Source organism: Pseudomonas sp. WS 5059 (assembly GCF_012985525.1).
Taxonomy (GTDB): Bacteria; Pseudomonadota; Gammaproteobacteria; order Pseudomonadales; family Pseudomonadaceae; genus Aquipseudomonas.
This window is the reverse complement of the sequence record NZ_JAAQWO010000013.1, coordinates 37,167-43,831: the sequence shown is the minus strand read 5'-3', so window position 1 is coordinate 43,831 and position 6,665 is coordinate 37,167. Positions and strand designations below refer to the sequence as shown.

Here is a 6,665-nt window from a genome sequence, read left to right as displayed (position 1 = left end):
GGTTGGCCACGAAAAGCTGTGTGTCTTCAACTTGGCCAGAGTGTAGAAACGCTTTGACCTGGGCGTTATAGCCACAGGGCAGGCGCATCAGAAAGTGCCGCTGTTGCTGCGCGAACAGCGCGAATAAGGGGGTTGGGGAGCAATGGAACTGAAAACCAACGTAAGCCGAATTAGAGTTCGTTTTACTCGTCAGCGACTGCGAATTAACGAACTTTGATTCTTGAGAAAGGTTTATTGCACTGATTTTCGGGTGTTGGTGACCTTTCCTCGCGATAGCGGAAACGGTTTCATAAAACGGTGGTTTTATCGTACTCCCCAGACAGAGCGCTGGTTTGCGGGCAGGTACTGGGCTTAAGTGCGTTTACTGTTCCATTGCTCCCCGAACCCCTTCTTCACGGGCCAGGGCGTCTTCGCTGGTCATGGGCGGCTGGTGCTGCTGGTCGCTGGAGTCGGGCATGGATTTGGCGAGATAGGCGTTGGACATGATGACCTCTCGTCACTGCGCAGTGCTGGAGGGTATCCAGCACTGACGGGTAGCGCTGGCGGTGGCAGTCGTCCTGGCGGACAGCAGGGTGCGGTGCTCGGGTAATGTCATGTGAAGAACTCCCAATGGTGGGCAGGTACTTGAGGCGAGCGCGAGTTGTCTGCACAGGTCACTCTGCGGGACCCTCAGGCCTAATGTACCGGGATGCCAACGAATGAAGTGGACGCAATTGACCGGTGCGCAAGCGCTTTATGTCGAAATCGCGGGGGCAGACGGCATGTCCTGCGCCGAGGCCTCTGGCCTGCGGCGCAGCAACGGCCGATGGCTATTTTTTCTGGACGAAGGACAACCAGCGTTCTTCGGCCTTGACCCCGGCTTCGGAGGCCCACCATTGCGCCGAGAGCAGGGCCTGGCGCGAGATGTTGCCGGGTGCGGAAGGCAGCTTGGCCTCGCGCTCGGCCGGGATTACCCCGGTCTTGAAGGCTTCGGGGTTGAGCGGGCCGTAGTCGATGATCATCGGCAACGCCGCTTGCAGTTTGGCATCGATGGCCTCGTTGACGAATTTCATGGCGGCCACCTTGTGCGGCGAGCCTTTGAGGACGCACAACGAGTTGGTTTCCAGCACACCCTGGTTGTAGTCGAATGCCACGGGTGCGCCGGCGGCCTGTACGGCGGTGATACGGCCGTTCCAGGCCTGGATCATGTCCACTTCGCCGTCGCTGATCAGCTGCGCCGACTGCCCGCCGGACGTCCACCAGGTGGCGATGTCGGGCTTGATCTGCTCAAGCTTGCGGAAGGCGCGATCGACGTCCAGCGGATAGAGCTTGTCCATCGGCACGCCATCGGCCAGCAGCGCGATTTCCAGGGTTGGACGTGGCAGGTTACGTAGGGAGCGCTGGCCCGGGTATTTTTTGGTGTCCCAGAAGTCGGCCCAGGTCTTGGGTACGTCCGCGCCTTTGAACGCGTCCGTGCGATACGCCAGCACCGTGGAGTAGCTGATGTAGCCGACGCTGTATTCGTCCTTGAGGCTGTCGGGTATTTGCGCGGCATTGGGAATCAGCGCAAGGTCGAGCTTCTCGAACAGCCCTTCGGCTTCGCCACGGATGCAGTCGCCAGTGGGCAGGTCCACCACGTCCCAGGTGACCTTGCCGCTCTCGACCTGGGTCTTGATGATCGGGTAGGCCTTGGGCGAGCTGTCCTGTTTGAGCGTCAGACCGAGCTTTTTCGCCGCAGGCTCCAGGATCGCCTTGCTCTGGGCTTCCTGATAAGCACCGCCCTGGGATACGAACGTGATGTCCTCGGCCATGGCCTGGGTGGCGCTACCGATGAACAGGGCCAGACTCGCGAGTTGGAAAGCTGTAGTGCGCAATGTGCTCATGGAAAGACTCCGAATGGTTGGCAGATTTTCTTGGGCGAGCTGTAGGTTTTGTTGTCGGTCGCTCTGCGGGACCATGGAGGTCTAATGTACCGGCTTGTCCGTGAACGAAGCGGCTACAAATGCGCGGATGAAAAGTGGTTTATTGCGAAAATGCGAACGGGCACAGTATTTCGTGCGTCGGGTGCGGGCTTGCGCGCCTGTCGCGAGCAGCCCCGAAGCCCCCGGTAGGAGCGAGCATGCTCGCGATGGCGGTGTGTTGGGTGAGTCATAGCCAAGTCATTCAGCCCACCGTCATCCGCCTCACCACGCGCCGAATCATCGGCGCCGCCAGCACCACCACCGGCAACATCGATACCCACGACAGCGCCCACGCGTTCAACCAGCGGCCGGCAAAGGCCAGGTCGAGCGCATGGGGTGTGGTGGCGATGGCGGCCGCGACCGCGCAGGTCAGGCCGGATTGAACGACGCCGAAAACGAAATGCTCATAACGGGCGGGGATTTTCATCGGGGGTTCTCGAGAAAGAGCGGGGGGGCGCGATGCCCGGCCGCTCGGGCACGATCAAGCCGGTTGCAGTTGCGCGATAGTCTCTTCGGTGGTCCACAGCCCGTGGGCGAGGAAGCGGTAATTGATGATGGCCGCCAGGTAGCCGTCGCCATCCGGCAGGCGCGGGCCGGCGGTGGCGTCGCGTACCACGACTATTTCAAAGCCCTGTTCGAGCAGTTCGCGCAGGTGTGATTCCACGCAAAGGTTGGCCGCCATGCCGGCGAGGATGATCTGCGACACGCCTTTCTTGCGCAATTGCAGCGCCAGGTCGTTGGTTTCCGGGCCGTAGACCTTGTGCGGCGAGGCGATGATGGTCTCGCCGTCGAGAATGTACGGCTTGTAGATCTCGAGGAAATCGGCGCCGGAGCCTTCGAAGTTTTCCAGGGTGTTCGGTCCCTTGCGATCGAACATGCAGATGCTGTGCATGACCTTTTCCAGCGGACCGCCAAAATGCCAGTCGTGGTCGTGCGGGTAGTAATAGTGTGGCGACACGGCCACGGGCAGGTCGTGAGCCTTGAAGGCCTTGAACAGTTTTTCCAGGTTTTCGACGGTGTTGTTCTCGACGATGCTCTCACCGAACACCGCCCAACTGGCGCCGGCAGGGCTGAGGAAGTCGTTCTGTGGGTCGATGACCACCAGGGCGGCTTTGCTCAGGTCGAGCTTGAAACCAGTGGCAGGCAGTGCGGGTTCGGCGGGGTCGGCGTACAGATGGCTCATGACGATTTACCTCTTGGGTGCTTGCGTGGATGAGACGTGAATGTTGCTTTATATAAATGACCAGTCGTCTTATTAATGAGGAAAAAAAACTCACTCCAATAGCCGAGGCAAGACCATCGATACGAAACGCTGCAGAGGTGCACCGTCGCGCAGGACCTTGCCGCGCATGACCGCACCTTCCCAGCCTTCGACGATGACACTGGCCAGCGCTTCGGCGTCGTGAGTTTCAGAGAGTTCGCGGCGCTGCTGCGCTTCACGCAGGCAGCTCGCGAGCAAACCTTCCCAGCGCGCCAGCACATCGGCCAGACGCTTGCGGGTTTGTTCGCTGCCATTGGACATTTCCAGGGACAGGTTGCCAATCAGGCAACCCAGGCTGTATTCATGCTCGCCGTGCTCGAGCACCAGGGCCTGGAAGAACTGGCCGATGCGCTCCAGCGGCTTGACCCGGGCGTCGTAGAAGATCGGCCCGTGGCGGGTTTCGATCGAGGTCCAGTATTCCTCGAGGATCTCTGCCGCGAAGTCTTCCTTGCTGGCGAAGTAGTTGTAGAAAGAGCCCTTGGGAATCTCGGCAGCGGCGGTGATGTCCTGGACGCCGCAGCCGTTGAAGCCACGGTTGTGAACCACCTGGCGGCCAATCGACAGCAAACGGGATCTGACTTCGAGGTTGACCGGGCGAGCCATGACAGAGACATCCAGTGATGAGAAAGTTTTAATAAACTAACTGGTCATCTATGTTTCGTCAACAGTCGAATTGACTGCCAATCAGTCCGCCTGCGCCATCTCGATGTACTCGAGCATCTTCTCGTTGCCATCGAGAATGTCACGGCAGATGGCCGCCCGTGCCGCCGCGCCATCGCGGCGCTTGAGTGCGTCGAGCACTTCCCAGTGATGGTCGATGGCCATGCGCTCGTTGAAGTTGCCATAGGCACGGGCGATCAGTGGGCCGGTGCGCATCCACAGGCTATCGAGCAAACCCGCCAGCACCGGCATGCGCGCGATGGTGGTCAGCGCGTAGTGAAATTGCTGATTGCACTTGAGAGCGGCTTGCAAGTCCTGGGCGTTGATCGCGGCGATGTTGTTTTCGATGCAGGCTTGCAGGTCTGCGAGTTCGCTGTCGGTCACCAGCGCGGCGGCCGTCTCCGCAGCCAGGCCTTCAAGCGCCAGGCGGATGCTGCGGATCTCGCCGTATTGCGCGGCGGTGAGGATGGGTACGCGGATGTCACGCGGGGTCTTGAGGATCAGCGCCTGTTCCTTGGCCAGTTGCAGGATCGCGTCGCGCACCGGTGTGACGCTGGTGCCCAGTTGTTCGGCCAGGTCGCGGATGCGCAGGCGGTCATCGGGCTGGAAACGCCCGGTGATCAGTGCCTCGCGCAGCAACTCGTAGATGCCACTGCCCAGGTAAGAGTGATTGAGGGTTTGAATAGGGTAGGGGTTGCTCATTGATCGCTCATCTGCGGCGGATGCCCGGCCCGAATGATGGAAGTTTCCGGCCGGGATTTCCAGATTATTTCAGACGTGCTGACCACCGTTGACATGAATCTCCGAACCGTTGATGTACGACGCGCCTCGGGTGCAGAGGAAATGCACCAGGGATGCGACTTCTTCCGGCTTGCCCAAGCGGTGCATGGGGATCTGCTGATCGACGATCAGTTCGGTCCCGGCAGACAGGATCGACGTCTCGATCTCACCCGGTGCAATCGCATTGACCCGCACACCGTGTGGCCCGAAATCATGGGCCATTTCCCGCGTCAGTGCGGCCAGTGCAGCTTTCGAGCAGGCGTAGGCGACCCCGGCAAACGGGTGCACCCTGGAACCTGCAATCGAGGTGACGTTGATCACCGAGCCTTGCGCCGCCTTGAGCTCATCGAACAGCCCTTGGGCCAGTAACGCCGTGGAAAACAGGTTGACGTTGAACACGCTGAGCCAGGTGGCGTAATCGGATTCCAGCACGCCCAATCGTGCGCCGGCTTCGCCTTTGGGTGAAATGCCGGCGTTGTTCACCAGGGCATCGAGGCGTCCGCCGAGTTTCTCCCGGATCAATGGCAGGCTGCGGCGCACTTCGTCGATGTCTTCCAGGTCCAGGTGGATGTGGTTCAACTCGCCTTCAGCCCAGGGGCAGCCTTCGGTCCAGTTCTGTCGCGAGGCCGTAAACACGCGCCAGCCCGCAGCGTTGAAGTGCTTCACCGTGGCATGGCCGATGCCACGGCTCGCACCGGTGAGGAGGAGGGTTCGTTGCTCGGTCATGCAGGCGCTCCTGAGGAAGGGGTGGAGTGGTGAGACTATACCAGTAAAAATTATGATGCATCATATTCTAAATATGTTACTAATGAGCTGCGCCTCGGAATCATCGCCGTGCGCCGGCCACCAGGTGCAAGACACCCGGCGCTGACCGAAATATTGCTGCCAAAAACAAAAAAACCACCTGCCATCCCTTAGCTGCCGCTCACGCACGTAGCGAATTCGGAGAGACGCATGAACAGCAAAATCGCAACTGTACTGATGCTTGGAATGCTTGCCGGCCCTTTGAGCGCCGCTGAAAAACTGACCGTGGTGTCCTTCGGCGGCAACAACCGCCAGGCCCAGGAAAAAGCCTTCTACAAACCCTTCACCTCGGAAAAGAAAGTGGCGATCACGGCCGATGACTACAACGGCGAAATGGCCAAGATCCGGGTCATGGCCGACACCGGGAAAACCAGCTGGGACGTGGTCGAGGTCGAATCCCCCGAGCTGTTGCGCGGTTGTAGCGAAGGCCTGTTCGAGCCATTGGACTGGTCGCGCATCGGCAAGAAAGAAGATTTCATCCCGGCCGCCGTCAGCGATTGCGGGGTGGGTATCTTCATCTGGTCTACCGTTCTGACATACGACCCGAAAAAACTCGCCAGCGCGCCACAGGGCTGGGCGGATTTCTGGGACGTGAAGAAATACCCCGGCAAGCGCGGCCTGCGCCGTGGCGCCAAGTTCACCCTGGAGTTCGCCCTGTTGGCCGATGGCGTGGCCAAGGAAGATGTCTACACCTTGCTCGGCACCGAGGAGGGCGTGCAGCGGGCCTTCCGCAAACTGGATCAGATCAAGCCCGACATCCAGTGGTGGGAATCCGGCGCGCAGCCGTTGCAATGGCTGGCGGCAGGCGACGTGGTGATGACTTCGGCCTATAACGGGCGTGTCACCTCGGCGCAGGCGGAGGGACAATCGTTTGAAATGCAGTGGAATGGCAGCCTGTACGACCTGGATCACTGGGCCATCGTCAAAGGCTCGCCGAAGAAGGCCCTGGCGGAAAACTTCATCGCGTTTGCCAGTGCACCGGTTCAGCAGAAGCACTTTGTCGAGGCCATTCCTTATGGGCCAAGCAACACCAAAACCGTGGCACTGGTCGATGAGGCGGTGGGCAGCAAACTGCCGACTTCACCGGATAACCTGAAGAACGCCCGGGCCACGGATGCCGAGTTCTGGATCGACCACGGCGAAGACCTGGAAGAGCGTTTCATCGCTTGGGCCAACAAGTAATGCAAGGGGCCTGCGCGAGCAGGCCACATCACCGAAGC

General features: G+C 60.1%; 8 protein-coding genes. 1 reads left to right on the top strand and 7 read right to left on the bottom strand.

All coding sequences use genetic code 11. The annotated features are described in order from the left end of the window. Positions 1 to 361: 361 nt before the first annotated feature. The 7 genes from HBO12_RS27615 to HBO12_RS27585 form a co-directional block, all read right to left on the bottom strand. Positions 362 to 484 carry a hypothetical protein gene (locus tag HBO12_RS27615; protein ID WP_016487045.1) on the bottom strand — a complete coding sequence of 41 codons (123 nt, stop codon included), beginning with the start codon at positions 482 to 484 and terminating at the stop codon, positions 362 to 364. Between the two features lie 325 nt (positions 485 to 809). Then, positions 810 to 1,862 (bottom strand): ABC transporter substrate-binding protein, encoded by a 1,053-nt coding sequence (locus HBO12_RS27610; RefSeq protein WP_003465034.1) that lies wholly within the window; start codon positions 1,860 to 1,862, stop codon positions 810 to 812. A 280-nt stretch (positions 1,863 to 2,142) separates the two neighbouring features. Beyond that, the gene (locus tag HBO12_RS27605; RefSeq protein ID WP_003465037.1) at positions 2,143 to 2,367 is read right to left on the bottom strand and encodes a DUF2798 domain-containing protein; all 225 of its coding nucleotides are present in this window, start codon (positions 2,365 to 2,367) and stop codon (positions 2,143 to 2,145) included. A 54-nt stretch (positions 2,368 to 2,421) separates the two neighbouring features. Continuing rightward, positions 2,422 to 3,123, bottom strand: coding sequence for a cysteine hydrolase family protein (locus HBO12_RS27600; protein WP_003465039.1), 702 nt, complete (start codon positions 3,121 to 3,123; stop codon positions 2,422 to 2,424). A 90-nt stretch (positions 3,124 to 3,213) separates the two neighbouring features. Further along, positions 3,214 to 3,804, bottom strand: coding sequence for a TetR/AcrR family transcriptional regulator (locus HBO12_RS27595; protein ID WP_003465041.1), 591 nt, complete (start codon positions 3,802 to 3,804; stop codon positions 3,214 to 3,216). 81 nt (positions 3,805 to 3,885) lie between these two features. After that, positions 3,886 to 4,563, bottom strand: coding sequence for a GntR family transcriptional regulator (locus HBO12_RS27590; protein ID WP_016487046.1), 678 nt, complete (start codon positions 4,561 to 4,563; stop codon positions 3,886 to 3,888). A 69-nt stretch (positions 4,564 to 4,632) separates the two neighbouring features. After that, positions 4,633 to 5,367, bottom strand: a complete 735-nt coding sequence (locus HBO12_RS27585) for an SDR family NAD(P)-dependent oxidoreductase (RefSeq protein WP_016487047.1) — start codon at positions 5,365 to 5,367, stop codon at positions 4,633 to 4,635. Between the two features lie 228 nt (positions 5,368 to 5,595). Here HBO12_RS27585 and HBO12_RS27580 point away from each other — a divergent pair, with 228 nt between their 5' ends. Beyond that, on the top strand, positions 5,596 to 6,627 hold the full coding sequence (locus HBO12_RS27580; protein WP_016487048.1) for an ABC transporter substrate-binding protein: 1,032 nt from the start codon (positions 5,596 to 5,598) through the stop codon (positions 6,625 to 6,627). Positions 6,628 to 6,665 lie beyond the last annotated feature (38 nt).